The organism is Actinosynnema sp. NPDC050801, assembly GCF_040673975.1.
Lineage (GTDB): Bacteria > Actinomycetota > Actinomycetes > Mycobacteriales > Pseudonocardiaceae > Actinosynnema.
In genome coordinates this window covers 374897-400644 of sequence record NZ_JBFAQZ010000005.1, presented here as the reverse complement: position 1 = coordinate 400644, position 25748 = coordinate 374897, and the positions used below count along the sequence as shown (strand labels likewise).

At 72.9% G+C, this 25748-nt stretch carries 25 protein-coding genes; 11 read left to right on the top strand and 14 right to left on the bottom strand.

Going from position 1 to position 25748, the window contains the following annotated elements; translation table 11 throughout:
• Positions 1-15: 15 nt before the first annotated feature.
• From AB0K14_RS14520 to AB0K14_RS14510, 3 genes are all read left to right on the top strand, one after another.
• Positions 16-780, top strand: a complete 765-nt coding sequence (locus AB0K14_RS14520; protein ID WP_360460936.1) for an alpha/beta fold hydrolase — start codon at positions 16-18, stop codon at positions 778-780.
• A gap of 63 nt (positions 781-843) precedes the next feature.
• The gene (locus tag AB0K14_RS14515) at positions 844-1278 is read left to right on the top strand and encodes an alpha/beta hydrolase (RefSeq protein ID WP_360460939.1); all 435 of its coding nucleotides are present in this window, start codon (positions 844-846) and stop codon (positions 1276-1278) included.
• Between the two features lie 194 nt (positions 1279-1472).
• Positions 1473-2975, top strand: coding sequence for a methionine--tRNA ligase (locus AB0K14_RS14510; protein ID WP_360460942.1), 1503 nt, complete (start codon positions 1473-1475; stop codon positions 2973-2975).
• A gap of 12 nt (positions 2976-2987) precedes the next feature.
• On the opposite strand, the gene AB0K14_RS14505 is transcribed toward AB0K14_RS14510, so the two are convergent.
• Together AB0K14_RS14505 and AB0K14_RS14500 are read right to left on the bottom strand one after the other, a co-directional pair.
• Entirely contained in the window at positions 2988-3794 is an 807-nt protein-coding gene (locus AB0K14_RS14505; RefSeq protein WP_360460945.1) for a hypothetical protein, read from the bottom strand.
• 89 nt (positions 3795-3883) lie between these two features.
• On the bottom strand, positions 3884-5410 hold the full coding sequence (locus AB0K14_RS14500) for a cellulose binding domain-containing protein (RefSeq protein WP_360460948.1): 1527 nt from the start codon (positions 5408-5410) through the stop codon (positions 3884-3886).
• Positions 5411-5549: 139 nt separating this feature from the next.
• Between AB0K14_RS14500 and AB0K14_RS14495 the strand changes: the two genes are divergently transcribed.
• Together AB0K14_RS14495 and AB0K14_RS14490 are read left to right on the top strand one after the other, a co-directional pair.
• Positions 5550-5738, top strand: coding sequence for a DUF3072 domain-containing protein (locus AB0K14_RS14495; RefSeq protein WP_360460951.1), 189 nt, complete (start codon positions 5550-5552; stop codon positions 5736-5738).
• Between the two features lie 63 nt (positions 5739-5801).
• On the top strand, positions 5802-9341 hold the full coding sequence (locus AB0K14_RS14490) for a HEAT repeat domain-containing protein (RefSeq protein WP_360460954.1): 3540 nt from the start codon (positions 5802-5804) through the stop codon (positions 9339-9341).
• Here AB0K14_RS14490 and AB0K14_RS14485 read toward each other — a convergent pair.
• Together AB0K14_RS14485 and AB0K14_RS14480 are read right to left on the bottom strand one after the other, a co-directional pair.
• Positions 9338-10528 (bottom strand): phage tail sheath subtilisin-like domain-containing protein, encoded by a 1191-nt coding sequence (locus tag AB0K14_RS14485; protein ID WP_360460957.1) that lies wholly within the window; start codon positions 10526-10528, stop codon positions 9338-9340. The genes AB0K14_RS14490 and AB0K14_RS14485 overlap by 4 nt on opposite strands.
• Before the next feature lie 26 nt (positions 10529-10554).
• The gene (locus tag AB0K14_RS14480; protein WP_360460959.1) at positions 10555-10764 is read right to left on the bottom strand and encodes a hypothetical protein; all 210 of its coding nucleotides are present in this window, start codon (positions 10762-10764) and stop codon (positions 10555-10557) included.
• Positions 10765-10920: 156 nt separating this feature from the next.
• Between AB0K14_RS14480 and AB0K14_RS14475 the strand changes: the two genes are divergently transcribed.
• Genes AB0K14_RS14475 through AB0K14_RS14460 form a run of 4 tightly spaced genes read left to right on the top strand, consistent with a single transcriptional unit; the run spans position 10921 to position 15732 of the window.
• Entirely contained in the window at positions 10921-13383 is a 2463-nt protein-coding gene (locus AB0K14_RS14475; protein ID WP_360460962.1) for an ABC transporter permease, read from the top strand.
• The gene (locus tag AB0K14_RS14470) at positions 13376-14041 is read left to right on the top strand and encodes an ATP-binding cassette domain-containing protein (RefSeq protein WP_360460965.1); all 666 of its coding nucleotides are present in this window, start codon (positions 13376-13378) and stop codon (positions 14039-14041) included. Before AB0K14_RS14475 ends, AB0K14_RS14470 begins: the two co-directional genes overlap by 8 nt.
• Positions 14038-14682: an ATP-binding cassette domain-containing protein gene (locus tag AB0K14_RS14465; RefSeq protein WP_360460968.1), complete on the top strand. Its 645-nt coding sequence runs from the start codon at positions 14038-14040 to the stop codon at positions 14680-14682. The genes AB0K14_RS14470 and AB0K14_RS14465 overlap by 4 nt, the downstream gene beginning before the upstream one ends.
• A gap of 6 nt (positions 14683-14688) precedes the next feature.
• On the top strand, positions 14689-15732 hold the full coding sequence (locus tag AB0K14_RS14460) for a GDSL-type esterase/lipase family protein (RefSeq protein WP_360460971.1): 1044 nt from the start codon (positions 14689-14691) through the stop codon (positions 15730-15732).
• Here AB0K14_RS14460 and AB0K14_RS14455 read toward each other — a convergent pair.
• From AB0K14_RS14455 to pdhA, 6 genes are all read right to left on the bottom strand, one after another.
• Complete coding sequence (locus AB0K14_RS14455) at positions 15707-16333, bottom strand: histone deacetylase (RefSeq protein WP_360460974.1); 627 nt, start codon at positions 16331-16333, stop codon at positions 15707-15709. The two genes, AB0K14_RS14460 and AB0K14_RS14455, sit on opposite strands and share 26 nt — an antisense overlap.
• 10 nt (positions 16334-16343) lie before the next feature.
• A complete protein-coding gene (locus AB0K14_RS14450; protein ID WP_360460977.1) occupies positions 16344-16595 on the bottom strand; it encodes a hypothetical protein in 252 nt (83 codons plus the stop codon).
• Between the two features lie 7 nt (positions 16596-16602).
• Positions 16603-17184, bottom strand: coding sequence for a GNAT family protein (locus AB0K14_RS14445; protein ID WP_360460980.1), 582 nt, complete (start codon positions 17182-17184; stop codon positions 16603-16605).
• 68 nt (positions 17185-17252) lie between these two features.
• Entirely contained in the window at positions 17253-18551 is a 1299-nt protein-coding gene (locus AB0K14_RS14440; RefSeq protein WP_360460983.1) for a dihydrolipoamide acetyltransferase family protein, read from the bottom strand.
• The gene (locus tag AB0K14_RS14435) at positions 18544-19563 is read right to left on the bottom strand and encodes an alpha-ketoacid dehydrogenase subunit beta (protein WP_360460986.1); all 1020 of its coding nucleotides are present in this window, start codon (positions 19561-19563) and stop codon (positions 18544-18546) included. The genes AB0K14_RS14440 and AB0K14_RS14435 overlap by 8 nt, the downstream gene beginning before the upstream one ends.
• Complete coding sequence (gene pdhA / locus AB0K14_RS14430) at positions 19560-20633, bottom strand: pyruvate dehydrogenase (acetyl-transferring) E1 component subunit alpha (protein WP_360460988.1); 1074 nt, start codon at positions 20631-20633, stop codon at positions 19560-19562. The genes AB0K14_RS14435 and pdhA overlap by 4 nt, the downstream gene beginning before the upstream one ends.
• A 121-nt stretch (positions 20634-20754) precedes the next feature.
• Here pdhA and AB0K14_RS14425 point away from each other — a divergent pair, with 121 nt between their 5' ends.
• The gene (locus tag AB0K14_RS14425; protein WP_360460990.1) at positions 20755-21246 is read left to right on the top strand and encodes an Lrp/AsnC family transcriptional regulator; all 492 of its coding nucleotides are present in this window, start codon (positions 20755-20757) and stop codon (positions 21244-21246) included.
• On the opposite strand, the gene AB0K14_RS14420 is transcribed toward AB0K14_RS14425, so the two are convergent.
• The 4 genes from AB0K14_RS14420 to AB0K14_RS14405 form a co-directional block, all read right to left on the bottom strand.
• Complete coding sequence (locus AB0K14_RS14420; RefSeq protein WP_360460993.1) at positions 21228-21932, bottom strand: CAP domain-containing protein; 705 nt, start codon at positions 21930-21932, stop codon at positions 21228-21230. The two genes, AB0K14_RS14425 and AB0K14_RS14420, sit on opposite strands and share 19 nt — an antisense overlap.
• A 241-nt stretch (positions 21933-22173) precedes the next feature.
• Entirely contained in the window at positions 22174-23454 is a 1281-nt protein-coding gene (locus AB0K14_RS14415; RefSeq protein WP_360460996.1) for a HAMP domain-containing sensor histidine kinase, read from the bottom strand.
• Positions 23451-24131 carry a response regulator transcription factor gene (locus tag AB0K14_RS14410; RefSeq protein WP_360460999.1) on the bottom strand — a complete coding sequence of 227 codons (681 nt, stop codon included), beginning with the start codon at positions 24129-24131 and terminating at the stop codon, positions 23451-23453. The genes AB0K14_RS14415 and AB0K14_RS14410 overlap by 4 nt, the downstream gene beginning before the upstream one ends.
• 113 nt (positions 24132-24244) lie before the next feature.
• Positions 24245-24796: a TetR/AcrR family transcriptional regulator gene (locus AB0K14_RS14405; protein ID WP_360461002.1), complete on the bottom strand. Its 552-nt coding sequence runs from the start codon at positions 24794-24796 to the stop codon at positions 24245-24247.
• 135 nt (positions 24797-24931) lie between these two features.
• On the opposite strand from AB0K14_RS14405, the gene AB0K14_RS14400 reads away from it, so the two are divergent.
• Positions 24932-25714: an SGNH/GDSL hydrolase family protein gene (locus tag AB0K14_RS14400; protein WP_360461005.1), complete on the top strand. Its 783-nt coding sequence runs from the start codon at positions 24932-24934 to the stop codon at positions 25712-25714.
• Positions 25715-25748: the final 34 nt, after the last annotated feature.

The following is a 25748-nucleotide window of genomic DNA, read 5'->3' as shown; positions in this document are numbered from 1 at the left end:
AACGCGTACCGGGAAGTGCTGCTCTTCGACAACGGCGGCCCGGAGGGACTGTCGGCCAACACGTTGGAGGGTGAGGGGTACCAGAGGTTCACCGAGCCGGTGCGCGGCGCCTTCGACATCGTCGCGCTCGACGAGCGGGAGGGCAAGATCGCCTGCCAGGGCCCTCAAGTGAACGAGCACCTGCCGCTGGACCCGTCGCTGAGCGCCTTCACCGTCCTCACCACCGACAACGACCGCTACGCCAAGAGCTGCCACCCGCCCGGCCTGAAGACGATCAACTCGTTGGACCGGGCCAGGGATCTGGACGCGCTCCGCCGGGGTCTCGGCGTCGACGTGGTCAGCTTCTACGGCGTGTCCTACGGGACCGTGGTCGGGCAGGCGCTGGCCGAGCTGTTCCCGGACACCATCCGGTCGATGGTGCTCGACAGCCCGCAGTACCCGCGGCTGAGCACCCGCGACTACCTCCTCACCGCCGCGGCGGGCATCGAGGACATGGCCCACGGGTTCGCCCGCTGGTGCCAGGCACCCCAGTTCACACGACCGGGGAAGGGGTCGTGCCGAACTCTCGCGCGGACTGTCGGGAAGGGCGTGGGGATCACCGCCAAGCAGGTGCTCGACCACCTGACCGGACTGCGCTCCTTGGCCGAGGCCGGGAAGCTCCGGGACGGCCAGGGCCGGCTCGTGACGCCGGACGATCTCACGGCGGTGTTCCAATCCCTGCAGTACCACAAAGACAGCTCCTACCACCTCGAAGAGCAGGCCGGCGTCCTCGCGAAGTAGCGAGCCGAACAACGGCAGGACACCACCCCCCGAACGGTCGACGAGCCCACCTCGGACACCCAGATGCTGTTGCGCTGCAACGACTTCTTCGACCGGACCATCACGACCGAGGACCAGTGGCGGGACCTGTGGCGGAGCAGCCGGGACGTCGCGCCGATCGTGCGGACCTCCTCGTGGCACTGGGTCTGGATGCGGACGTGCCTGGGCACCGACCTGGGCGAGTGGCGTCCCGAGCCGTTCCCCGGGCAGGTGCCGTTGGTGGTCACCTCGATGCGGTACGACGGCGCCACGCCCCAGGTCTGGGCACGGCGGCTCGCGGCCGACGCGTCCGCTCCACTGATCAGCTACAACGGGTTCGGGCACGGCGCCTACGACGCCACGATCGAGCACCGGACCGGCCGCGACTGCGTCGCCCGGCCGGTCGAGGCCTTCCTCCTGCACGGCACCGAGCCGGCGGATACGCGGTGCCAGGGGCGGACGCCGGTGCCCGGCTCCTGAGCGGTCGTGCCGGGCACGACGACCGAAAACCAGGCGCGAGACGGGCGGTGGCGCTGCTAGCGTCGCCGCCATGTCCCCGTCGTCCGCCGTCATGATGCCCCGCCACGCGGGGCGGCCGACGCTGCACGGATGACGAGTCCGAGGCCCCCGTCCCAGGGGGTCTCGACCGGGAACCCCCGCACCAGGAGGTTCCGATGTCGCGCTACTACGTGACCACCGCCATCCCGTACGTCAACTCGCGCCCGCACCTGGGTTTCGCGCTGGAGATCGTGCAGGCCGACGTGCTGGCCCGGCACCACCGCCTGCGCGGCGACCGGGTCCGGTTCCTGACCGGCACCGACGACAACTCGCTCAAGAACGTGCTGGCCGCCGAGGCGGAAGGGCTGGAGACCGGCGAACTGGTCGACCGCAACGCGGCGGCGTTCGCGGCGCTGCGCGACCCGTTGGCGTTGTCGTTCACCGACTTCATCCGCACCAGCCGCGACACCAGGCACCGCATCGGCGTCGAACGGCTCTGGCAGGCCTGCGCGGACGCCGGAGACCTCTACCGCCGGCACTACGAGGGCCTGTACTGCGTGGGTTGCGAGCAGTTCTACACCCCGGCCGAGTTGGTCGACGGCAAGTGCCCGGAGCACGACGTCGAACCGCGACCGGTGGCCGAGGAGAACTGGTTCTTCCGCCTCTCCCGTTACGCCGACCGGTTGCGCGAGCTGATCGACGGCGGTGTGGTCCGGGTCGAGCCCGCCGCCCGCCGCAACGAGGTGCTGGCGTTCATCGCCGCCGGCCTGCGGGACTTCTCCATCTCGCGGTCACGCGCCCGCGCGCACGGCTGGGGCATCCCCGTCCCTGGCGATCCGGACCAGGTGGTCTACGTGTGGTGGGACGCGCTGGGCAACTACATCACCAGCCTCGGCTACGGCGGTGAGGGCTCGAACTACCGACGCTGGTGGGTGGAGAACGACCGGCGCGTGCACGTGATCGGCAAGGGCGTGGTCCGGTTCCACGCCGTGTACTGGCTCGCCATGCTGCTGTCCGCGGGCGAGCCGCTGCCGACCGACATCCTGGTCCACGACTACCTCACCACCGACGGCCGCAAGATCAGCAAGTCGACCGGCGCGGTGGTCGACCCGGTGGCGTTGGCGGACCGGTACGGCTCCGACGCGGTGCGGTGGTGGCTGCTGCGCGACGTGCCGCGCGTCGGCGACGCCGACTTCACCGAGGCACGCCTGGTCGCCCGCGCGAACGAAGACCTGGCCAACGGCCTCGGCAACCTGGTCAACCGCGTCACCGTCATGGTCCACCGCTACCGCGAGGGCAAGCCGCCCGACGGCGCCGAGCCGGACGCCGACGCCGAGCCGTTGGCGACCGCGTGCCGCGAGGCGCCGGACCTCGTGCGCGCCGCCGTCGCCGATTTCGACTTCAGGCGGGCGACGGCGGCGGTGTGGCGGATCGTGGAGGAGGCCAACCGGTACGTCGAGCAGGTGCGACCGTGGGACCTGGCCCGGGCCGAACGCGGCGGTGACGCCGAGGCGGGCAAGCGGCTGGACGCGGCCGTCACCGCGTTGCTGACCGCGTGCCGGGTGCTGGCGCGCGAGCTCACGCCGTTCGTGCCCGCGCTCGCCACGCGGATCTCCGAGCAGTGCGTCACGCTGACCGGCCGACTACCCCAGCCACAGCCCGTGTTCCCCAGGCTGTGACTCGGGCGGGGCTCAGTCGAGCAGGCCCACGGCGAGCCCCAGCCACAGCAGTTGGACGGCGCCGAGCAGCAGGGTGGCGACGAACGCGATGACCGCGTGCCCGAACCGCTCCCGCAGCCGGCCGCCGGTCGGTCCGGCCGCGACGTACTGCCAGCACGCCATCATGCCCGCGGGCACGACCACCGCGACCGTGACGAACACGGGCATCGCCCCGAAGTCGTCGTCGGCGCGCGCGGTCACCAGCGCGCAACTCACTATCGCGAGCACCCAGGAGGACAACCCGGTGATCATCGTCCGCCGGAGCCGGTCGTCGTCCTCCAGGCGGGGTCCGCGGTAGAGGAGGAACGCGGCCAGCCCCGCGAGCAGCGCGAGCAGCAGGGTGGCGCCGAGCACCAGCCGTTCCCACCACAGGTCCAGCGCGTCACGCCACCACGGCGCGTGCGGCGCCTCGCTCGCGGGGATGCCGAGCGAACCGACCCGGACCCACGGCGACGCGGGGCCGTACCGCCTGACCTGCGCGCACGTCAGCCGACGGCCGTCGTAGTCCGCGGCGCAGGCCGCGAGGGGCGGCGTGGTCTCGACCTCGACGGTCAGCGGCCGACCGGCGACGGGCACGGTGCAGGTGGTCAGGACGCCGTCCGCGGCGCAGTCGAAGCCGTCGACGACGGAGAACTCGGGGGTGTCGACGCGGTACATCCCGTCGGTCGCCTCCACGGGTGTCACCGGCACCAGCAGCACCGCGATCAACAACAGGAAGCCGGGCACGGCCTGGGGCAGCCAACGCAGGTGGCCGACGCCGAGTCGGGTTCTGGTGGTCAAGGTCCACCTCCCTCACCCGCAGATCGGCCGCGCACGGGCAACCGTTAGCGGCGGACCCGCCGGGTGGCACCCCGGCGGGTCCGGCGGCGTCACCTGGGCAGGTGGGCGCGGTGCGATCGGCTGAACTCGAAGTTGTTGTGGCGGTCCCAGTTGACCGACCACGTCATCAGCCCCCGCAGGTCCGGGTAGACCGCCTTCGGCTTGTACGTGCCGCAGTTCGCGCCCTTCACCAGGCAGTCCCACGACCTGTGCACCTCGGTAACGGACGTGAACCCGTTGCCCGCGTTGACGCTCGCCGGCAGGCCGATCGCCACCTGGTCCTGCCTCAGCCCCGGGAACACCCTCGTGGCGTCACCCCGCACCGGGAACCCGGCCAGCACCATGTCCGCCATCGAGATGTGGAAGTCGTGTCCGCCCATGAAGTGGTACTGGCCGTCCAGGCCCATGATCGGGCCCGAGTTGTAGTGCTGGACGTGCAGGAGGGTCAGGTCGTCGCGCAACGCGTGGATCACCGGCAGGTACGCGCCCGCGCGGGGGTCGGCGCCACCGCTGCCGCCGTAGTGCTGGTAGCCCACCTGGACGAAGAACGTCTCCGGGGCCATGGTGAGCACGAACTTCGCGCCGTAGCGCGCTTTCAGCGTCTTCAACGCCTGGATGAGGTTGACGATCACGGGTGTGGTCGGCGCGCGGAAGTCGGTGTCGCCCGCGTTCAGGGACAGCGAGTGGCCCTCGAAGTCGACGTCCAGGCCGTCGAGGCCGTACTTGTCGATGATCGCCGAGGCGGAGCGGACGAACGCGTCGCGCGCGGCCGTGGTGGACAGCTGCACCTGGCCGTTCGCGCCGCCGACGGAGATCAGCACCTTCCTGCCCTTGGCCTGCTTGTCGCGGATGCCCGCGATGAACTCGGCCTCGGACTCGACGCCCGGGCACTCGGCCACCGGGCACTGGGCGAAGCGGAGGTCGCCGGACGTGGCCGAGGTGGGTTCGGCGAAGGACAGGTTGACGATGTCCCAGTCGTCGGGGACGTCCTTCATCCGGATGTAGCCGGAGCCGTTGGCGAAGCTCGCGTGCAGGTAGCCGACCAGGACGCGCTTGGGCAGCCCGGTGGGCGGGGTCGTCGTGGGGGTCGTAGTGGTCGTCGGGCCCGTGGTGGTCGTGGTGGTGGTAGTCGTGGTGGTCGTTGTCGTGGTGCGAGACGTGGTCGTCGCCGTGGTCGGTGAACCGGCGCACGACGCGCCGTTGATCTTGCAGTTGGCCGGGCTCGCGGTGCCCGAGGCGTTGAAGCCGAACGTCACCGAGGCGCCGGGCGCGACGCTGCCGTTGTACTCGCGGTGGGTGAACGCGTAGTGGCCGGACGCGTTGGTCTGCAACGCGTCCCAGTAGGCGCCGACCGCCGTCCCGGCGGGCAGGTCGAACTCGACCTTCCACCCCGAGATCGCCGCGCTGGTCTCGTTCTTGATCGAGAACTGCGCGGTGTAGCCGGTCTCCCAGCTCGCGGTCTTGGTGAACGTCGCGGTGACCGACGCGGCGTACGCGGGCGTGAAGCCGACCACCGCCGCTGCCACCACCAACGCCGCCACCGCCGCCACCCTGGCGAACAGGATCCTGCGCGACATCGTCTCCTCCTAGCGGTGGCGGCCTCCAGGTGGGGAAATTGGACTAGACCACCTACGTCGTGTCAAGGGTGGGCCGGAGGTGGTTGACCGAACGGCGCAGCGGGTACCTCGAACGAGCGTTCGAGGGAAGGAGCCGCACGTGGACCGCAATCCGGAGAAGGACCCGAGCGAGTGGACCACCGGCGACGAGCCGATGACCGGCCCGCAGGAGTCCTACCTGCACACGTTGGCGCAGGAGGCGGGCGAAGAGGTGCCGGGAGGGCTGACCAAGGTGGAGGCTTCGCAGTTGATCGACCGGTTGCAGGAGAAGACGGGTCGCGGGCGTTGACCCGGCTCGGCCATCCGCGGGAACCACCGCGGATGGCCGGGCCGGTGACCCTAGGATGGGCCGGTGCGCCGGGTCCGCGTCTTCCTCTCCTCGCCGGGCGACGTGAGGGACGAGCGGGCCGTCGCCCTGGAGGTGCTGGACCGCCTGCGGTACGACCACGACCTGCGCGGGCGGGTGGACTTCGAGGTCGTCGCGTGGGACCGGGCCGGCGCCGGCACGCCCATCCTGGCCACCCGCACGCCGCAGGCGTCGATCGACGAAGGGCTGCCGCGCCCGTCCGAGTGCGACGTGGTCGTGGTGCTGTTCTGGTCGCGCATGGGCACTCCCCTGCCGCACCCCGAGTACCTTAAGGACAACGGGGAGCCGTACCTGTCCGGCACGGAGTGGGAGTTCGAGGACGCCGTCCGGGGTGCCGGGGCGCGCGGCACCCCCGCCGTGCTGCTCTACCGCCGGGTGCCCATGGCGCCGCTGGACCCCGACCGGCACGACGCCGAGGAGCGGTGGCGGCAGGCCCGCGCGGTGCGGGAGTTCTTCGAGCGCCGCCGCGACCCGAGCACGGGCGCGATCCTGGGCGGCCACAAGGAGTGCCGGACGCCCGACGCGTTCCGGGTCGAGTTCGAGGCCGACCTGCGGGCGCTGGTCGGCAGGCTGATCGCGGCGAACCCCAGGGCCGGCGGCACGCCCGCGCCGCCGCTGTGGGACGGCTCGCCGTTCCCCGGGCTGCGCGCGTTCACCCCGCGTGACGCGCCGATCTACTTCGGCCGCGGGCGCGAGGTGGACGAGCTGCTGGCGCGCCTGGCGGAGAGCCGCTTCCTCGCGGTCGTGGGCGCGAGCGGCTCGGGCAAGTCCTCGCTGGTGGGCGCCGGGCTCATCCCCCGTCTGGCCGCGGGCGCGCTGGGCGGCGGCACGTTGGGCGGCGGCTGGCTGCTGCCCGACCACGACCCCGCGACCAACCAGTGGACCGGGCTGCGGATCACGCCCGGCGAACTGGGCGACAACCCGTTCCTCGCCCTGGCCGTGAAGCTCGCGCCCCTGGTCGGTGGCACGGCCCGGGACATCGCGGCCGACCTCCGACGGGTACCGGGGAGCCTGGCCGGGTACCTCGGCCGCGCGTCGGCGGGGCGCGAGCGCGCGTTGCTGTTCGTCGACCAGTTCGAGGAGCTGTTCACGACGGTCGACGCCGAGCACGTCGAGCCGTTCCTGGACCTGCTGCGGACCACGACCGCCCACGTCGTGGTGACCGTCCGGTCGGACTTCTACCACCGCTGCGTGGCGATCCCCGCCCTCGCCGACCTGCTGGCAGGCGGCCAGTTCCCGCTGTCGGCGCCGCGGGACACGCTGTTCGACATGATCGTCCGACCGGCCGAACGGGCGGGCCTGGACTTCGAGGAGGGCCTCGCCGGGCGCATCCTCGCCGACACCGGCCGCGACCCCGGCGCACTGCCCCTGCTGGCCTACACGCTGGACGAGCTGTACCGGACGCGGGGCGCGACCCGCACCCTGAGCCACGAGGCGTACCAGCGGCTCGGCGGCGTGCGCGGCGCGGTCGGCACGCGGGCCGAGGGCGTGTTCCGCGACCTCCTGGACGACGACACCCGCGCCACGTTCACCCGCGTCTTCCGGGAGCTCTCCGACATCGACGAGTCCGGCCTGCCCGTGCGCAGGCGGGTCGCGCTCGACCGGATCGCGGTGGACGAGCACACCCGGCGGTTCGTGGACGTGTTCACCGAGGCCAGGCTGTTCGTGCGCAGCGCGGGTCCGGCGCAGCGGCCGCTGGTCTCGGTGGCGCACGAGGCGTTGTTCGCGGGCTGGACCCGGCTGCGGGAGTGGATCGAGGTCATCAAGGACGACCTGCGCCTGCTGCGCCGGGTCCGCGCGGCGGCCCGCGAGTGGGAGGAGAGCGGTCGCGCCGAGGCGTACCTGTGGCAGCACGAACGCCTCGCGCCGGTTTACGAGACGCTGGAACGGCTGGAGCCCGCGGCGGACACCGTGCCGGCCGACTTCCTGCGGCCCGAGCACGAACGGCTCCTGCCGACGTTCCTCGACCCGACCATCCCCACCTACCGGCGGCAGGCCTTGACCGACCGGCTGGTGTCGATCGGCACGGCCGCCATCCCCGGCCTGCTCGGCGCGCTGCGATCGCCGCACGTGGCCGTGCGGACGTCCGCCGGCACGGCGTTGGTGCGCATCGGCGAGGCGGCGGTACCCGGCCTGGTCGACCGTGCCCGCGACCCGGAGCCCGAGGTGCGGCTGACCGCGCTGGGCGCGTTGCGGCAGCTCGACCACCCCGGTGCCGTGCCCACGTTCGCGACCGCGTTGCGGGACGACGACGAACGGGTCCGGTCGCTGACGTTCGGCGCGCTCACCGCGGTGGGGTCGCCCGAGGCCGTCGCGGCGCTGACCGACGCGATGTCGGACGCCGACCTGGACGTGCGGTGGCGCGCGGTCGGCGCGTTGGGCGCGTTCGGGGAGGCCGCGGTCGGACCGCTGCTGCTCTCGATGGGCGACGCCGACCGCCGGGTCCGGGCCGGCGCGTCCGCCGCGCTCGAAGCCATCGCTCAGTCCTATCCCGACCCGCTGGTGGACGCGCTGCGCGACCCGGATCCCCGGCTGCGGGCCGCAGCCGCCGAGGTCTTGGCCGAGGTCGACGCCACCACGGGGCTGGTGCGGGCGCTCGGCGACGACGACGTGGACGTGCGGTGGCGGGCGGCGGAGGTGCTGGCCGCTCGGGGTGGCGATCCGGGGGCCGTGCCCGCGCTGCTCACCGCGCTGGTGGACGACCACCCGGCCGTGCGCCGGGCGGCGGCTCGGGCGTTGGGCGGGCACGCCGACGCCACCACCGGCCTGGTGACGGCGTTGGCGGACGTCGACGCCGAAGTCGCCGAACAGGCCGCCCGGTCGCTGGCCCGGATCGGCGAGCCGGCAGTAGACCCGCTGATCCCGGTGCTCAAGTCCGATGATCCGCTGGTCGTCCGCACGCGGGCGGCGAAGGCCTTGGCCGCTTCCGGGTCGAAGGGCATCACCGTGCTGCTGGCCTTCGGGGGCGACCCGGAGCGGTGGATGCCCGCGGTGGACGCGTTGGCCGGGCGCGGCGCGGAGGTCGTGCCCGCCGCCGCGCGCACCGTGCGGGGTGCCGACCGACGCCGGCGGCGCGGTGCGGCGGCCGTGCTCCAGGCCGTCGGCGACGCGGCGCTGCCCGCACTGGCCGAGCTGACGTCCGACCCCGACGCCTCGGTCCGGCGTACGGCCGTCGAGGCGCTCGGCGCGAGCCGGTCGAAGAAGGCGCCGTCGATGCTGGGCAGGTTGCTGCGCGACGACGACGAGGCCGTCCGGCTGGCCGCCGCGACCGCGCTCGGCGGGTTCGGCGTGACGGCGCTGCCGTTGCTGCTGCGGATCGTCGAACGCCCGGACGTCGCCGCCCGCACCGCCGCCGGGCACGCGCTGCGCCTCATCGGCGAACCCGCCGTGCCCGAGCTGGTCCGGCTCACCCGGATGTCCGACAACGAGCTGCGCGGCCTGGCGGTGGCCGTGCTGACCGACATCGGCACGCCGGCGGCGGTGTTCGGGCTCTCCGAACTGGGCTTGCTGCCCGAGATCGACTAACCCAGGTAGCAGACGACCCGGAAGTTCAGCTCGACGCCGTCGTGCCCGGCCACCCCGCAGTCCGCCACGACCAGGTTGGCATCGACGCTCTCGGACGGGTTGGTCTCCTGGTCGCACTTCACGTAGAACGCCTCGTCGGGATCGTCGCCGAACAGCGCGCCGGACCGCCACACCATCGACAGGAACTCCTCCAGCTCGCGCCGGACCCGCCGCCACACCTCCCGGTCGTGGGCTTGGCCGAACACGACCCACGCCACGCCCGCGCGGATGTTGCGCACGAGGAAGTTCATCAGCCGCCGGGAACGCAGGTACCGCCACTTCGGATCGCTCGACAGCGTGCGCGCGCCCCAGACGACCGGCCCACCGGGTGCCCGGACCAAGGCGTTGACGCTCAAGGGGTGCAACAGTTCTTGCTCTTGCAGCAGCAGGTCGCGCTCCACCCCGAACGCACCGCGCACCGGGTCGTTGGCGGCGTGGCGGTGCAGGTCGGTCCGGGCGTGGACGCCGGCCAGGTGCCCGGACGGCGGCACGACCGTCGTCCCCTGCCAGTGGTCGGACACCTTGAGCCACGGGTAGTAGAGCACCGCGAACTTCGAGTCGTAGCCCGCGACGTCAGTGCGCCAGTCCCGGACCTCATGGGGCGACAGGTCGGGCGGGCAGTCGATGAGGGCGATCCGGTCGCCCATCAACTCGCTGTTGTACACCAGCGCGAGCTGTGCCGCCTTCACGCCCTCCTCGCCCAACTGGGCCCGCAGCGCCATCACGTCCGGCGCGGCGATCACGGACACGTCCTCGACCGCCTCCAGGCTCGCGATCCCGGTCCGCTCCTCGGCGCTGCCTACCAGATCCTCCACGGTGACCTGGTCGAACCGCCCGTCGTTGACGCGCACGACGTGGCACTCCCGGCCGCCGTTGGTGAAGAAGCCGTGCACGGCGTGGCCGAGGTACGCGCCGTCCACCACACCGCCGAACCGCTGCTCGAACTCGGTCCAACCGCGGATCATCGTGACCACGTGCGCCGGGCCGTCGGACGCGAGCCCGACGAACGCCGCCACGCCGTGCTCGGCGATCCGCCGGGGCGCGGTCGGTTCGGACCGGTCGAGGTCGCGCAGCGGGTGGCCGTACGACGCCCGGTTGCGGACACCGACCTCTTCCACGTACACACCGGGGCGCAGGTACGTCGCCATGGGCGCACATTAGCGCCCAGCGCCGGTCAGTTGTCGCCCTCCTGCTCGCCGCCCTCCTGCTCACCGCCGTCCTGCTGCTCGCCGTCCTGGTCCTGTTGCTCGTCCTGCTGCTCCACGCCCGGCTGGTCGCCGTTCTCGCCGTCGCCCTCGTTCTGGCACCCGGCACCCAGGGTCAGGAACAACGCCGCGCCGCTGACCAACACCGCGAGCGACTTCTTCAGCACGTTCGGCCTCATGCCGTCCCGGTACCCTGAACCGGCCGGCGTCAACCCGTGTCCGATCCAGTCCGTCGATTCCGGACAACGGACCGCGTTGTCCGGACGTTGTCCGGATCATGAACGGCGTTCACGGAAGGTCTCCTCTGTGGACAGGTCGCCGGTTACCGTTCGCGGGTGCAGATCCCGTGGAGGGCCGCCCCGCGCGCGGCCCTGTCGAGTCCGCTGACCTTGCTGGTCAGCGTGGTCACCGCGCTGCTGCTGAGCTTCGTGGTGGCCGCCGCCGTGATGCACTCGGCGGCGTCCGGCAGCGCCGCGATCGACTACCAGCAGGACCGGCTGTGCACGGAGGCGTTGCACCCGTCGCTGGAGGCCACCGGGGTCCCCCACGAGCACGTCCCCGGGATGGTCCGGGCGATCGAGGAGTCGGTGCCGGACCGCGCACCGTTGATCGGCACCTACCTCCGGGAGCAGCGCGTCGACTTCGGTGGCCGGCCGACCGACGCGAAGTTCGGCTACCGCCCCGGCGCCACCGACCGGCTGAAGGTTCTCGAAGGCGGCTCGAAGGACGGCCTGTGGGTGCCGCGGAGCATCGCCGAGACCACGGACCTGCGGCTGGGCGAGCGCGGCATGGGCGGGCGGCTGCCACCGGTCACCGCGATCTACGCCGACATCCTCGACCCGCTGCCCGGGTGGTGGTGCTCGGAACGCCACTTCGTCGTGCCCAACGTGCTCGACCGCGACGAGTTGGCGACCGCCGTGGTGTGGCTGCCCAGCGCAGAGTCGTTCGCCGCGCTGCCACCGGAGATCGCCGGCTTGACGGACGTGACGGTGCGCTTCCCCGCCGACCCGCCGGGCACCGTCGACGAGGCCGCGGCCCTGCTCGCCGAGGGCACGGCGCGCATCGCCCCGCTCCAACAGCACTTCAACCGCACGATCTCGCTGCTGGACCTGCCGGTGGACAACGCCAGGCAGACCGTGACCAACGTGCGGTCCGCCGTGCTGCCGCTCACCTTGATCAGCCTGCTCATCGGCCTGGCGGGCGTCGCCACGGTCACCGTCCAGTGGGCACAGCGCCGGGAGCGGGAACTGCGGCTGCTGTGGGTGCGCGGCGCCGGGCCGTTCGCCCTCGGCGGTCGTGGCGTGCTGGAACTGGGCCTGCCGCTGGTGCTGGGCGGTGCGGCCGGGTTGGGCACGGCCCGGTTGCTGCTGCCCTGGTACGCGCCGTCCGACCGGCTGCCGCCGGGCACCGTGACGACCGCGGCGCTGGCGGTGGTCGTCGTGGTGGCGCTGAGCCTCGTGGTCGCGTTCGCGACCGGCGCGTTGCGCACGCACCGGATGTTCCAGGTCGCGCAGCGCGGCAACCGGCTGCGCAAGGTGCTGGCCGCCCTGCCGTGGGAGCTGGCCACCGCGGCCCTCGCGGTCTGGGCGTGGAACCGGGTGCAGCACAGCGGCCTGGCCACCACGCCCAGGATCGGCGCGCTGCCGCGCATCGACGCCGCCGCGCTGGCGTTCCCGCTGCTGGTCGTGCTCACGGCGGCGCTGCTGGCCGCCCGGGTGGCGAGGTGGGCGCTGGCCGCGTCGCACCGGGTGCGGCTGTGGTCGAAGCCGGCCGCGCAGTTGGCGATCCGGCGGCTCGCGGCGGGCGCCGGTCCGGTGACCGGTGTGCTGCTGGTGGGTGTGCTGGCCGTGGGCACCATCGCGGTCGGCGCCGCCATCTCGGGGTCGCAGCGGACCGCGTTGGAGGTGAAGTCCGGGATGTACACGGGGGCGAACAGCTACGTCCAGATCCCGGCGGGGGTCACCGAGCTGCCGGAGGCGTTGCGCGGCAACTCCACCATCGTGGGCTTCGTCAAGCAGTACGAGCGCGCGGCGCTGGTGGTGGACCCGAGGACGTTCGGCGACGGCGCGTTCCCGTCGGAGGTCGACCCGGCGCTGCTGGCCCAGCCGCTGCGGGTGGGTGACGTACCGCGCGGCGAGGTCCGGTTGCCGGGGCTGCCGCCGATCGAGCCGGACGCGTGGGTGCCGTCGTTGCCGAAGCTCGGCCGGTCCGGCTGGGTGGTGCCGGTCGACCGGATCGGGGACCGACGTGACGTCGGCTCCTGGTACGTGTGGTCGAGCAAGCCGTTGGGCGAGGTGACCGAGGCCCTGTCGGCGGCCGGCGTGAAGCTGTCGCGCAACGTCGGCGAGAAGGAGAAGGCGGTGCAGGGCCTGCCGTTCCTGACGATCCAGTGGACGTTCGGGTTCGTCGCGGCGCTGGGCGCGGTGCTCGCGGTGGTGGCGTCGATCGCGCTGCTGCTGGCGGTGGAGGTGCGGCGGCGGCAGAACGCGCTGTCGGGCGCGTTCAGCACCAGGATGGGCCTGGGACCGGCCGCGATGCTGCGCAGCCACCTGGTCGAGCTGGGCGCGGTGGCCGCGGCGGCGGTCGTCGTCGGCCTGGCCGCGAGCGCGGTGAGCAGCGGCGTCACCGTGCCGAAGCTGGATCCCGCGCCACGCCTCACGCCCGCCCCGGAGGTCCCGGACGTCCTGCCGCTGCTGGTGACGACGGTCGTGGGGAGCGTGCTGGTGGTGCTGGTGGCGGCGTGGATCGCGGTGCGCGCGGTGCGTTCGGCGAGGATCGGGGAGCTCATCCGTGGTTGAGCACGTGTTGCGGGTGCGCGAGGTGGGCGTGGACTACCGCACGCCCGCCGGCGCGGTGACCGCGGTGTCGGACGTGTCGCTGGACGTGCCCGCGAGGGGCCTGACGGTGCTGGCCGGGCCGTCCGGGTCGGGCAAGTCGACGTTGCTGCGGGTGTTGAGCCTGGTCGAGCGGCCCACGCGGGGCGCGGTCGAGCTGCGCGGGAGGGGCACGGCGCGGTTGTCGTCCCGCGCGCGGCGCGAGCTGCGGCGGCGCGACGTCGCGCTGGTGTTCCAGCACCCGGCGGACAACCTGATCGGCCACCTGGACGTGGGCGACAACCTGCGTGCGGCGGCGCAGGCGGCCGGTCGGGTCGCCCCGGTGGACGAGGTGCTGGAGCGGCTGGGGCTGCCGGGCACCGCCTGGTGGAAGGTGTCGGCGATGTCCGGCGGGCAGCAGCAGCGGCTGGCGTTCGGGTGCGCGCTGGCCCGGCAGGCGGGCGTCGTGCTGGCCGACGAGCCGACCTCGCAGCTGGACACCGCGTCGGCCGACCTGGTGCTGGAGACGTTGGCCGACCTGGCGCGCGGTGGCGTGCCGGTCGTGGTGGCCTCGCACGACCCCCGGCTGATCGCGCTGGCCGACACCCGGTTCGACCTGCGGAACGGAGCGCTGGTGGCATGACGGCCCTGCGGGCGAAGGGGATCGAACGGACGTTCCGGCACGCCGGCGGACCGGTGCACGTGCTGCGCGGCGTGGACCTGGAGGTGGCGCCCGGCGAGCTGGTGACGCTGTCGGGGCCGTCCGGGTCGGGCAAGAGCGCGTTGCTGGCCGTGCTGGCGGGGTTCGACCGGGCGGACGAGGGCACGGTGGAGATGGGTGGCGAGGTGCTGACGTCGCCGCCGTCGTGGCAGGTGTGCGCCCTGCTGCCGCAGGCGTTGGGCCTGGCGGGCGAGCTGACGTTGGCCGAGAACGTGGCGCTGCCCCTCCGGCTCGGCCGCGGCGGCGGCTCGTTGACCAGGGTGACCGGGCTGCTGGAGGAGCTGGGCATCGCGGAGCTGGCCGACCGGTACCCGGCGGAGGTGTCGTTCGGGCAGCAGCAGCGGGCCGCGCTGGCCCGTGCCGTGGTCGGCGGGCCGGGGGTGCTGCTGGCCGACGAACCCACCGCGCACCTGGACCAGCGCAGCGCGCCGACGGCGGTGGGGGTGCTGCGCCGTGCGGCCGACGAGGGCACGGCCGTGCTGGTCGCCACGCACCACGACGAGGTGCACCGCGCGGCGGACCGCACGCTGGTGCTCGGCGGCGGGCGGATCTCCGTAGGATAGGCGTCGATGTCGCGCCGATTCTCCACCGTCGTCCTGGTGTTCCCGCTGCTCGCCCTGTTGCTGCTGGTCAGCGACTCGCCGTACCCGACGCTGCCGGGGCCCAAGCGCGACGCGCCCCGCGCGATCGTGGCCCTCGGCGACAGCACCATGGCCGGCGAGGGCGCGGGTTCGTACGAGCCGGGCACCAACGGCGAGAACGGCAACTGGTGCCACCGGTCGACGAAGGCCTCGGTGCACAGCACGCAGGTCGCGGGCGTGGACCGGGTGTTCAACCTGGCCTGCTCGGGCGCGAACTCCGAGCAGGTCGGCATCACCGACCAGGTCCGCAACACCGAGGGGTCGCAGGCCAGGCAGCTGGCCGCGATCGCGCGCGAGTACCGGGTGTCGGTGGTCGTGGTGGCGGTGGGCGCGAACGACGACCCGCGGTTCGCCGACGTGCTCGGCGCGTGCCTGCGGGCGTGGATCGAGCGCCGCACCGACTGCGCGCAGGCCATGGCGGACGAGTGGAAGGCCCGGGTCGAGCGGATGACGCCCAAGGTGGAGCGTGCGCTGCGCGATGTCCGCCGGGTGTTGCAGGACGAGGGCTACACGCCCCGCTCGTACACGTTGGTGCTCCAGTCCTACGCCGCGCCGGTCGCGCCCGGGCTCCCGTTCGACCTGCAGAACCTGGCCGGGTGCCCGCTGCGCACCGGTGACCTGCGGTGGGTGCGGGAGAAGGCGGTCGAGCAGCTGTCGGAGGGCCTGCGGACGGCGGCGAAGGCGGCGGAGGCGCGGTTCCTGGACCTGTCCAAGGCCGGTGATCACCGCGAGGCGTGCATGGGCGGCGAGAAGCAGGACGACGAGTGGTTCACCCGGCTCACGGTGGACTTCGACGGCCTGCGGGACGAGGCGCGGGCCCGGCACGCGTTGCAGGAGTCGTTCCACCCCAACGACCGGGGTTACGAGCAGTTCGGCCGGTGCATGACGGAGTTCCTGGCCATGACGGTGCGGGAGGCGTCGTGCGTCGCCGGGGACGACGGCAACCTCAACGCGGTGGTGGCGAAGGACTGACCAGCGCCGCGATGTCGGCCGCGGTCCAGAACGGGGTGCGGCGGGCGAGGTGGTCGGCGATGCGGGCGGCGGTCCAGCCGTGCGCCTCCGCGAGGCCGGACGCGAGCATGGTGAGGTAGGCGGCCGAGGGTCTGGTGTGCTCGACGTCGGCCGCGCGCCACGGCGCGGTGAACGTCAGCGCCGGGTGGCCGTCGTGCTCGCCGAGGTGGAGCAGGGTCTCGTAGCGGCCGGTGCCGAGCGCGTGCCTGCCGTGGGTCGTCACCGCGGTCAGGTCGAGGTCGACGCCGGGGTCGCGGTACATCTCCTGGGCGGCGACGTCGGCGAACTGCCCGGCGGTGACCAGGTAGGCGCGGGCGGCGGTGGTGCCGGGCAGTTCGGGGTCGTAGAACGCGCGCCCGCCGAGCCAGACGGGCGACTCGGTGGCGAAGTAGATGCCACCGGGCAACTCCAGTGCCCTGGTGTCGAGGGGTGGGCTGGTGTCCCGGCAGCCCGGGTAGCCCCGCGCCGCACCGACCGGCGTGCCACCGGCGAGGTAGCACGCGAACCGCTCGGCGTGCATGTTCGACCCGTAGCTGACGTACCAGACCAACCGGCTCGACATGACCGCGTCCCTACAGGCAGAGGCGGCACGGGCGGGCGGTCGGGTGTTCGGTCTGGAGTTCCGCGCGGGTGCCGACGAGCTTCACGTAGCTGCCGACCCACGTGGTGCCGCCGGCCGGTGTGCCGTTGATCGTGTGGCAGGAGGCGCGGTGGAGCATGAGGTTGTTCGGGTTCAGGCTGCGTTCGGCGTTGATGACGTACTGGTCCTGGTTGTCCGTCAGCCAGTGCTCGTAGGCGCCGCTGTCCTCCGTGAACCTCTGCATCGAGCCATCATCCGCCGTCCGGCCGCCACCGGCTGTCCCCCATCCGGTGCCACTCGTCCTCCAGGATCGCGTAGATCAACTCCTCGCCCCAGGCGCCCTTGAAGATCTCGTTGTGCCGGAAGTGGGCTTCGCGGCGCATCCCCAGCCGTTCCATCACGCGCCACGACGGCTCGTTGAACGCGTCGCAGGACGCCACGATCCGGTGCAGGCCCAGGTGGGTGAAGCCGAGGTCGAGCACGGCCGCGGCGGCCTCGGTGGCGTAGCCGTGCCCGTGGTGGTCGGGGTGCAGGATGTAGCCGACCTCGCCCTGCCGGTGCTCCTCGCTGAGCCACTTGAGCACCGCCTCGCCGATCACCTCGCCGCCGACCTCCACGGCCAGCGCGAGGTGGTCGCCCTCCTTCTCCGGCCACCGCACCGACGCCTTGAGCGCCAGGCTGGCGGCGGTCACCTCGGTGGTGCGGGCTTCGCCGTACAGGTAGCGCACGACGTCGGGCCGCGACATCCACGAGTGCAGCGCGGCGTGGTCGTCGAGGGTGAACGGGCGCAGGGTCAGGCGCCGGGTCCGAACGGGGTAGTCGGGCTTGGTCACGTCGGACAACCTACGAAAGTCCCGCGCCGCCGTCGTTCGGATTTCCGCGGCGGGTCACCTCGCCGGCCCTAGAGGTCGGCCAGGGCGGTGATCGGGGACTCGACGCAGTCGGCCACGAACCGCAGGAACCCGCCCGCCGTGCCGCCGTCGCACACCCGGTGGTCGAACGCGAGCGTCAGCTGGGCGACCTTGCGCACGGCGAGCTGCCCGTCCACCGCCCACGGCCGGTCGATGATCCGGCCGATGCCGAGGATCGCGGCCTCCGGGTGGTTGATGATCGCGGCCGAGCCGTCGACGCCGAACACGCCGTAGTTGTTGACCGTGAACGTGCCGCCGGTCATCGCGGCGGGCGTGAGCCTGCCCTCGCGTGCCGTCGCGGTGTGCGCGGCGATCGCGGACGCGAGTTCGGCGGTGGTCAGGGACTGCGCGTCCCGCACCACCGGCACCACCAGGCCGCGGTCGGTCTGGGCAGCGAAGCCGAGGTGCACCTGGTCGAGGACCACGATCTCGTCGCCCTCGACGCGCGAGTTCAGCTCGGGGAACTTCTTGAGGCCCAGCACGGTGAACCTGGCCAGCAGCGCCAGCAGCGACACCGACGGCATCGCGGCCCGTGCGGCCAGGAACCCGGTGGCGTCGACGTCCACCCACACGGTCGCCTCGGGGATCTCCCGACGTGACGTGGCCAGCTTCTCCGCCACCGCGCCGCGCAGGCCGCGCAACGGGATGCGGCGGCCAGGCCCGGCAGCCCCAGCGGACGCGGCAGGCCCTGCGGACGCTGCGGACACGGCAGGCGCGTCCGGCACGGCGCGGGCGGCCAGTTCCCGTTCCACGTCGGCACGCCGGATGACCCCGCCGGGCCCGGTGCCGGGGATCCGGTCGAGCGCCAGGCCGTTCTCCCGGGCCAGCTGCCGCACCAACGGCGAGATGACGGCGGGCGCGGCGGTGCGCGCGGCCGGGACGGCGACCGGCTCGGGTGTGCCGAGCGTCGAACCCGGGTGTTCCGAACGCAGGACACGCGCGTTCCGGGTGCGGGACTCGCGGGTGTGGCGGCGTCGGCGGCGCGGGGAGTCGGACGTGCCGTAGCCGATCAGGACGTTGCCGGAGGACTCCGACCCCGGTTCCGGCGCGGGTTCGGGCGCGCCCACGGTCAGCAGCACCGAGCCGACGGCCAGCTTCTCCCCCGGCTCGCCGAACCGCGCGCTCACCACGCCCTCGAACGGGCACGGCACCTCGACCACGGCCTTCGCCGTCTCCACCTCGACCACGGGCTGGTCGATGGTCACCTGGTCGCCGACCGACACCAGCCACGTGACGATCTCGCCCTCGGTCAACCCCTCGCCCAGGTCGGGCAGCCGGAAGTCAGGCACCGCGGCCTCCCACGACCTGGTCGTCCCACTGGAGCCGGGCGATCGCGTCCAGGATGCGGTCGACGCCCGGCAGGTGGTGCTCCTCCAGCTTCGGCGGCGGGTAGGGGATGTCGAACCCGGTCACCCGCAGCACCGGCGCGTGCAGGTGGTGGAAGCACCGCTCGGTCACCCGGGCCACGACCTCCGCGCCGTACCCGCCGAACCCGGACGCCTCGTGCACGACCACGGCCCGCCCCGTCCTCACCACCGAGGCGCACACCGTCTCGTCGTCGAACGGCGAGAGCGACCGCAGGTCGACCACCTCGACGTCCCAGCCCTCCTCCTCGGCCGCCTCGGCCGTCTCCAGCGCGGTGGCGACCATCGGCCCGTACGCGATCAGCGTGACGTCCCGCCCGGCCCGCCGCACCAGCGCCCGGTCGAACGCGACGGGGTTCGCCGGATCGAGGGAACCCTTGGCCCAGTACCGCCGCTTCGGCTCCAGGAAGATCACCGGATCAGGCGAGTCGATCGAGTCGCGCAGCAACCGGTACGCGTCGTCGGGCGTGCCGGGCGTGACGACCCGCAGCCCCGGCGTGTGCGTGTAGTAAGCCTCCGACGAGTCGCAGTGGTGCTCGACGCCGCCGATGCCGCCCCCGTAGGGCACCCGGATCACCACCGGCAACGACACCCGGCCGCGCGTGCGGTTGCGCATCTTGGCCAGGTGGCTGGTGATCTGCTCGAACGCCGGGTAGGCGAACGCGTCGAACTGCATCTCCACCACCGGCCGCAGCCCGTTCATCGCCATGCCGATGGCGGTGCCCACGATGCCGGACTCGGCCAGCGGCGTGTCGAACACGCGCTGCTCGCCGAACCGCGCGGCCAGGCCGTCGGTCACCCGGAACACACCGCCGAGCGCGCCGACGTCCTCGCCGAACACCAGCACGCTCGGGTCTTCGGCCAGCGCGTCGGCCAGCGCCCGGTTCAACGCGCCGGCCATGGACACCTGGGACGCCTGCGTGGACACCGCGGTCATGCCAGCTCCTCCCGCAGCGCCGCGGCCTGCTCGCGCAGGTGGCGCGGCGTGGTCGCGTAGACGTGCTCGAACAGCTCGTCGGGCGAGGGCACGACGTCGGCGTTCATCTTCGCCCGCACGGACGCCGCGAACTCCTCCGCCTCGGCCGCCACCGCCGCCCGGCGCGCGTTGTCCAGCAGCCCCCGCGCCGTCAGGTACGCCTCGATCCGGTCCACCGGGTCCCGGTCCAGCCACGCCGCGACCTCGTCGGACGTGCGGTAGCGGGTGGCGTCGTCGGCGTTGGTGTGCGCCTCGATCCGGTAGGTGAGCGCCTCGATCAACGTCGGCCCGCCGGACTCCAGTGCCTCGCGCACCACCGCGTACACGGCGGCCACGTCGTTCCCGTCCACCAGCACGGACGGCACGCCGTACCCGATGCCCTTGTGCGCCAACGAGGGCGCGGCGTTCTGCTTGGACATGGGCACGCTGATCGCGTAGCCGTTGTTCTGCACCAGGAACACCACCGGGGCCCGCCACACGCCGGCGAAGTTCAGCGCCTCGTGCGTGTCGCCCTCGGACGTGGCGCCGTCACCGAGCAGCACGAGCGCGGCGGTGTCCTCACCCTTGAGCCGGGCCGCGTGGGCGAAGCCGACGGCGTGCAGCGTGTTGGTCGCCAACGGGGTGCACTGGGGGCCGACGCGGTGCTCGTAGGGGTCGTAGCCCAGGTGCCAACCGCCCTGGAGCAGGGTCAGCGTCTCGGCCGGGTCGACACCCCGGGTCACCAGCGCGACGGAGTCGCGGTAGGTCGGGAACAGCCAGTCGGTGGGGCGCAGCGCGAGCACCGAGCCGACCTCGCAGGCCTCCTGGCCGCGTGAGGACGGGTAGACCGCCAGCCTGCCCTGCTTGGTCAGCGCGGTGGCCTGGGTGTCGAAGCGGCGGCCGACGACCATCCGGCGGTGCAGCTCGACCAGCACGTCGTCGTCGGGCATCGCCAGCGGCGAGTCGTCCACCGGCGAGCCGTCCTTGCGCAGCAGCGACAGCGGTTCGTCGCTGGGCAGCAACGTCCGCTCGGGCACGCGGGTGCGGGCCATGGCTCCTCCGGTGTCTCAAGGGTCGAGATGGAGGGCATGGTCCAGCTCACACCGGCCAAAGTTCCAGATCCGGAGCCCTGATCCGGACGAATGGCCGCGCAGGCGGGTTAAGGTCGGCCACATGACGGTGCGGGCTGGACATTCGGCACCCCTCGACGCGCTCGACCGGCGCATCGTGGAGGAGTTGCGCGCGGACGGCCGGATGTCGATGCGGACGCTGGCGGAGAAGCTGCACATCTCGCGGGCCAGCGCGTACTCGCGGGTGGAACGGCTGCACCGCGACGGCGTCGTCACCGGGTACTCGGCGGTGGTCGACCCGGAGCGCTACGGCTTCGGCATCTCCGCCTACGTCTACCTCAAGATCAGCCAGCACTCGTGGAAGGCGGTGCGGCGGCGGGTGATGGAGATCCCGGAGGTGTGGCACGGCGCGCTGGTGTCGGGCGACTACGACCTCGTGCTGCTGGTCCGCGCGCCGGACGCGCACAGCCTGCGCGACCTGGTGCTGTCCCGGTTGCAGACGATGCCGGACGTGACGTCCAGCCACACCGTGCTCATCCTGGACGAGCTACCGGCGGGCGGGCACGACCGCGACGGTCACCAGCCGAAGTTCTGAGTCCAGTAGATGCCGTAGGAACCGCCGCGAGCCATGCCCACGCCCAACGTCTTGAGCTTGCAGTTGAGGATGTTGGCGCGGTGGCCCGGCGAGTCCATCCACCCCTTGACCACCGCCTCGGCGGTGCGCTGACCGGCGGCGATGTTCTCCGCGCCGGGTGCGGGGTAACCGGCGGCCTTGACCCGGTCGACGAAGCTGCGGCCGTCCTTGGACACGTGGTCGAAGTAGTTCTGCGCGGCCATGTCCGCGCTGTGCGCGCGGGCGGCGGCGGCCAGCCGGTCGTCGGCGGCCAACGCGGGGCAGCCGTGCGCGGCGCGTTGGCCGTTGGTCAGCTCGACCACCTTCGCCTCGGCCAGCTCGACGTCGGTCCTGGTCGGCGTGGCGGCCGCGGGCGGCTGCGCCGCGGGCTGGGTCTGCCTCGGCGGCTCGGCGGTGGTCGTGACCGCGGTCGTGGTCGTGGTGACGGGCGGCGGCTCGCTCGTCGTGGTCGTGGTGGTGCCGGGTGCCGACGAGGCGGGGTCCGACGTGGTCGCGGTGGTCGGCTCGACGTCGACCTCGGACGTGGTGCGGGCGGTGGCGGTGGCGCTCGCCGCGACCAGCGCCAGGCCGTCCGGGTGCTCGCACCCGGACAGGACCAGCCCGGCGAGCACGGCGACGACCGGCAGCACACTGCTCTTGCGCGACACGCGAAAAACCTCAATCTGCATTCGGCGGCATTTCGGGCGCGGCGACCGCAGGTGCGCTTCTTCGCAGGGTAAGCGCACGCGGTCGCCGCACCGAAGTGGGAACCGGGCGGACCGGCAAGGGGGGAGCGCTGCGTCCGTCCTAATTCCGTGAATCACTTTATCCGGGAACGAGGAAGTGTCAACGACTAATTATTTAAGGAACATTTAAAGGTGTCATCAGGCGCCGAAAAGGGATCGGCGGTCAGACTGGCTCCTCCGCGAGGCCCAGCCGCAGTTGGACCCGCGTGCCGCCGAGCGGTCCCCGGTCGACCACCAACGACCCGCCGGTGGACTCCGCCGCCCGGCGGGCGATGTCGAGGCCGAGGCCGGTCGAGCCCGCGCCGCTGCTCCCCCGCCGCACCGCCGCCTCCAGGTCCTCGATGCCGGGCCCGGCGTCCTCGATGACGATCACCACGTGGTCGGCCCGGCGGGCCAGCGCCACGACGAACCCGACGCCCTCGGGAGTGTGCCGGAAGACGTTGCCCAGCACCGCGTCCATCGCTGCGGCCAGGTCGCTGCGGGTGAGCGGGACGAGCGCGGGCCGCTCGGTGCCGCGCAGGTTCCACAGCCGCCGCTGGTCGTCGGCCAGGGCGGACCAGAACACGAGCCGGTCGTGCACGACCCGGGCGGCGTCGCAGCGGCCGCCGTCGGGGTCGTCGAGTTCCCGGCGGGCGGCCCGGATGAGTTCGTTGACCTCGCGTTCGAGCGCGTGCACGGCCTGTCGGACCCGGTTGGCGTTGGGGTCCTGCCCGAGTGTTTCGGAATCGAGCCGCAACGCGGTGAGCGGGGTGCGCAGGCGGTGCGACAGGTCGGCCAGGATTTCGCGTTCGTTCGCGACCAGTTGGCCGATCCGATCCGCCATCCGGTTGAACGCCACACCCACGTCGAGCAATTCCGGCGGTCCACTCGGCGCCACCCGGGTGGTGAGATCACCCTGGCCCATTCTGCGCGCGCCCTCGGCGAGTGCGGCGGCGGCTTTGACGACCCGTGCGCCGAGGCGGTCGGCGACCAGCACGGAACCCAGCACCAGGGCGACGGCGACCCCGCTGAGCGCGAGCCACGCCTGCTCCACGCCTCGGGACAGCTCGGCCCGCGGCACGAACGCCTCCACCACGGCCACCCGGCCCTCGTCCAGCAGCACGGGCTGGAGGTGCACGTAACCGGCCGGGATCGGCTGGGTGAACGACAGGCCCTGCTCGCGGGCGGTGCGGAGCTGGTCGTCGGTCGCCACCGGCACGCCGACGACCTCGCCGCCGGCCAGGTGCACCGCGACCCGGCCGGCGGTGCTCATGAGCGCCTGACCGACCGACGCGGGGTCGGTGGTAATCACCAGGACGGGGGTGAGCGCGCCAGCGAGGCGTTGGGCGTCGGCGATGGCGCGGTCCTCGGCGAGTTGGCGCACCACGAGGGCCAGCGGGATGAGGAACGCGAGCGCGACCATCGAGGTGACGGCCAGCGAGACCAGGGCGAGCGACTTCCTCATTCCGCCGCCGTGAGCTTGAACCCGACACCGCGCACGGTGTGCAGGTAACGGGGTTCGGCGGCGCGTTCGCCGAGCTTGCGGCGCAGCCAGGACAGGTGGACGTCCAGCGTCTGGTCGTCGTGCCTGCCGGGCAGGTTCCACAGGTTGGCCAGCAGCTCGGCGCGCGGCACCACCTTGCCCTCGCGCGCGGCCAGGTAGGCCAGCAGGTCGAACTCCTTGCGGGTCAGGTTGAGCTCGCGGCCGTCCAGCCGGGCCTCACGGCGGTCGGGGTCCACGGTGAGCCGGCCGATCCGCAGCGCCGCGGGCGCGGTGTCCTTGCGGGCCCGGCGCAGCACCGCGGCCAGCCGGGCCGCGAGGTGCTCGCTGGAGAAGGGCTTGACCAGGTAGTCGTCGGCGCCCGCGTTGAGGAGGCGGACGATCTCGGTCTCGTCGTCGCGGGCGGTGGCGACGATGACCGGCACGTCGCAGACGCCGCGCATCATGCGCAGCGCGTCCGCGCCGTCCATGTCGGGCAGGCCCAGGTCGAGCACGACGAGGTCGAACGCGCCGCCGGTGATCTCCCGCAACGCCTCCAGCGCGGTGCCGACGGGCAGCACGGCATGTCCGAGCCCGGTCAACGCCCGGCTCACCGCCGACCGCACCACCGGATCGTCCTCGACGAGCAGCACCGAGACCATGGCGCGCACGGTAACGCGGGCCGGTGCGCCCCTGGGCGGTCGGGCTCGTCACCCGACCTGCCGGGGCTCGTCACCCGGCTCGACAGAACTCGCCCCCGGCTCGACAGGGCTCGTCACCCGACCTGGCGGGGTTCGGGCTCCGGGCGGAACAGACCGTTCAGCAGCACGGGGATCGCCCGCTTCGGGTCGGGCGTCCGGTCCACCGCCGCCTGGAGCATCGTCAGCACCACCACCACGTCGGTGAGCACGACGTCGTGGCGGAGGTGGCCCGCGGCCTGCGAGCGGTCGAACGGCCCGCGCAGCGCGTCGAGCAGCCGGCGCAGGTGGCCGCGTCGGTCGGGCTCGGGGAACCGGCGCATCTCGTCGACCAGCGGGCGCATCGACACCTGGTAGGCCATCACCGCGCCCAGCAGCGCCCGGAACGCGGCGGGGTCGTCGGCGTTGCGCTCGGCCGCTTCGACCAGCACGCCGAGGTGTTCCCGGGCAAGGGCCAGCAGCAACGTGCGGCGGTCGGAGAAGTGGCGGTACACCGTCGCCTGGCCGAGGCCGGTCAGGCGGGCGACCTGCGCCAGCGACGGGGTGGTGCCCCGGACCACCAGCTGCTCGGCCGCGCGGATGATCGACGCCCGGTTCCTCAGGGCGTCGCTGCGGCGCGGAACGGTCATGGCGGCACCCCGGCGAAGCGGTCCAGGTTACTCGCAGGTAATGAGAATAGCACCGTCTGTGATCCCTCGGAACGCCTTCGTAACGTCGGCGACCTGCCGCCTTCACGCAGGTGATGTTTCGAGGAAGGACTCGACGTGCGCGGACGTCTTCTCAGGGTCGTGTGCGCGGTGCTGCCCGCCGCCCTGGCTGTCATGCTCACCTCGACCGGGGCCCAGGCCGCCGCTCCGGTCGACTACGTCGCGTTGGGCGACTCGTACTCCTCCGGCACCGGCGCGCCGCCGTACCAGAGCGGGTCGTGCTACCGCAGCTCGCGCGGGTACGCCCAGCTGTGGGCGAACACCCACGAGGTGTCGTCGTTCAAGTACGCCGCCTGCGGTGGGGCCACCACGCAGAGCATGACCGACCAGTTCGCCTCGCTCGACGCGGGCACGGACCTCGTCTCGATCACCATCGGCGGCAACGACGTCGGCTTCGCCAACACCATGATCACCTGCGTCACGGGCAGCGACACCAGTTGCGTCAACGCGGTGAACAACGGCATCGAGGCCGCGCGCACCACCCTGCCCGGGCGACTCGACGTCACCTACGCCACGATCCGCACCCGCGCCCCGAACGCGACCGTGGTCGTCCTGGGCTACCCGCGACTGGTCGAGCCGGCCGGCACGTGCATGAGCACCACCAAGCGCACCGCCCTCAACCGGGGCGCCGACAACCTCCACGAGGTCATCGCCGCCCGCGCCGCGGCCGCCGGCGTCCGCTACGTCGACGCCCGCGCCCACTTCGCGGGCCACGGCGCGTGCGGCAGTTCCCCGTGGATCAACCAGTTCTCCCTGTTCCGCCTGGTCGAGTCCTTCCACCCCAACGCCACCGGCTACGCCCAGGGCTACCTGCCCCTCCTGAACTCCGCCACCAACTAACCCGCGCGAGTCCCACGTTCACGTCGCGCGTGTC

Excerpts from the sequence above, each read along its gene's own strand:
- AB0K14_RS14415 (WP_360460996.1), bottom strand. The coding sequence starts at position 23,454 with ATGAGGAAGTCGCTCGCCCTGGTCTCGCTGGCCGTCACCTCGATGGTC.
- AB0K14_RS14455 (WP_360460974.1), bottom strand. The coding sequence starts at position 16,333 with ATGTCGAGCCGGTTGGTCTGGTACGTCAGCTACGGGTCGAACATGCAC.
- AB0K14_RS14510 (WP_360460942.1), top strand. The coding sequence starts at position 1,473 with ATGTCGCGCTACTACGTGACCACCGCCATCCCGTACGTCAACTCGCGC.
- AB0K14_RS14500 (WP_360460948.1), bottom strand. The coding sequence starts at position 5,410 with ATGTCGCGCAGGATCCTGTTCGCCAGGGTGGCGGCGGTGGCGGCGTTG.
- AB0K14_RS14435 (WP_360460986.1), bottom strand. The coding sequence starts at position 19,563 with ATGACCGCGGTGTCCACGCAGGCGTCCCAGGTGTCCATGGCCGGCGCG.
- AB0K14_RS14410 (WP_360460999.1), bottom strand. The coding sequence starts at position 24,131 with ATGGTCTCGGTGCTGCTCGTCGAGGACGATCCGGTGGTGCGGTCGGCG.
- AB0K14_RS14485 (WP_360460957.1), bottom strand. The coding sequence starts at position 10,528 with ATGGCGACGTACCTGCGCCCCGGTGTGTACGTGGAAGAGGTCGGTGTC.
- pdhA (WP_360460988.1), bottom strand. The coding sequence starts at position 20,633 with ATGGCCCGCACCCGCGTGCCCGAGCGGACGTTGCTGCCCAGCGACGAA.
- AB0K14_RS14425 (WP_360460990.1), top strand. The coding sequence starts at position 20,755 with ATGACGGTGCGGGCTGGACATTCGGCACCCCTCGACGCGCTCGACCGG.
- AB0K14_RS14450 (WP_360460977.1), bottom strand. The coding sequence starts at position 16,595 with ATGCAGAGGTTCACGGAGGACAGCGGCGCCTACGAGCACTGGCTGACG.
- AB0K14_RS14480 (WP_360460959.1), bottom strand. The coding sequence starts at position 10,764 with ATGAGGCCGAACGTGCTGAAGAAGTCGCTCGCGGTGTTGGTCAGCGGC.
- AB0K14_RS14465 (WP_360460968.1), top strand. The coding sequence starts at position 14,038 with ATGACGGCCCTGCGGGCGAAGGGGATCGAACGGACGTTCCGGCACGCC.
- AB0K14_RS14515 (WP_360460939.1), top strand. The coding sequence starts at position 844 with ATGCTGTTGCGCTGCAACGACTTCTTCGACCGGACCATCACGACCGAG.
- AB0K14_RS14405 (WP_360461002.1), bottom strand. The coding sequence starts at position 24,796 with ATGACCGTTCCGCGCCGCAGCGACGCCCTGAGGAACCGGGCGTCGATC.
- AB0K14_RS14460 (WP_360460971.1), top strand. The coding sequence starts at position 14,689 with ATGTCGCGCCGATTCTCCACCGTCGTCCTGGTGTTCCCGCTGCTCGCC.